At 37.2% G+C, this 1,537-nt stretch carries 1 protein-coding gene; it reads left to right on the plus strand.

All coding sequences use genetic code 11. From position 1 onward, the window contains the following. Positions 1-309 precede the first annotated feature (309 nt). The gene (locus tag HW932_RS21405) at positions 310-1,281 is read left to right on the plus strand and encodes an NAD-dependent epimerase/dehydratase family protein (protein WP_176978475.1); all 972 of its coding nucleotides are present in this window, start codon (positions 310-312) and stop codon (positions 1,279-1,281) included. The last annotated feature ends 256 nt before the right edge of the window (positions 1,282-1,537 follow it).

Consider the following 1,537-nt stretch of genomic DNA (forward strand, 5'->3'; position numbering starts at 1 on the left):
GGCTTAAAGCCGGTGGTTTGTACCACAGGCCGAGCGCCCTTCCCTCAGTGTCAGAATACATGTCGCTTGCTCTTGCGATCTTTCTTAATACATCGACTAGGCGAGGAGGCTCAGATTCTGGTTCAAGGACACTCTCGGTACCACAGCGAAACGGGCAACATCCTCAGTGCTGGAGCGGCCTACAGGCCATAGAGACCCGATCATGGTCATTTTGACCAACCCAAGTGTCAGCTTGAACCCTTGCTTGTCTCTTGAATGACTTAACATCGATTTGCTCATACATAATCTTCAATTGACTTGGTTTTTATGATGAAAATATTGATTAATGGCGGACGCGGAAATATTAGTTGGAGCCTAACGCAGCTGCTCGCAAAAAAAGGGCACAGTGTTGTTATTAGCGCAAAAAATAAAGACAAAAACTATCTTTTACCAAAAAATGTAGAATTATTGTTTTTTTCAGGAAATTCTTTTTACGAAGAAGCGAATAAAAAACTTGATTTTTTTGACTGCGTAGTAGATTTTATCTGCTATAACGAAAAACAAGCTATGGAAAATTTTGAATCTTTAAAAGAAAAAGTTTCTCATTATTTTTTTGTCAGTTCTGTGACAGTTTATTCAAAGCCATCTTTAAGTCCAATATCTGAGTTGTCAAAAAAGAATGAAAGCAAATGGAGTTACGCTCGCGGCAAACAACTAGCTGAAGAATACTTTCAATCTGTTTGGGAAAAATTTGAATTTCCAGTAACGATAGTTAGACCTTCCCATACTTATTCATCTATTTTTCCTGTAAATATCGGAAACGGTGACTGGACAATACCAAATAGAATTTTAAATAAAAAAGCAGTTTTGCTTTCTGGAAATGGAACATCCTTATGGACATTGACTCATTCTAATGATTTTGCAGAAGCACTATACATGCTTATTGAAAAAAAAGCTGGTATTGGTGAAGATTTTAATATTGTAAGCGATTTTGTGTACACTTGGAATGATATTTATAACTTAATCGCTGAAAAAATCGAAGCACCTTCAAAACCAAAAATAAAATATATATCCGCATCAGATTTAATGAAAAATTTGCCTTATTATGCTCCTAGCGTTGTTTTTGAGAAACAATGGGATGGTGTTTATGATACGTCGAAATTAAAAAAAGTTATACCTGAATGGAAGTCTTGTATAAATTTAACATCAGGACTTGATTTGGTATTAAACTTTTTTTCCGAGAACAAAAGCTTATTAATTAAAACAGATCAAGTTATAGATAAATTTATGGATCAATTTTAATTTTTATAAAGTGTCATTGTTGATCGAAAGCAAGCAACTCACGAAAATGACAAAAGAACGGAACCTCCTCTCAACCCATCACGTAGACGAGGACAAGGCCGCTTTCCGCACTAAAGCACGGCAACATCCTCTGTGTTGGAGTAGCCTACGGGCCGCAGAAGAGCCCCGGTCATGGTCATGTTGCCCACCCCCATTGCAACCTTAACCCTGCTTTTCTTTTAAGTGACTTAACACCGATGCAGGCGACAACTAAACT

This window comes from Allochromatium humboldtianum, assembly GCF_013385175.1.
In the GTDB taxonomy this organism is placed as follows: Bacteria; Pseudomonadota; Gammaproteobacteria; order Chromatiales; family Chromatiaceae; genus Thermochromatium; species Thermochromatium humboldtianum.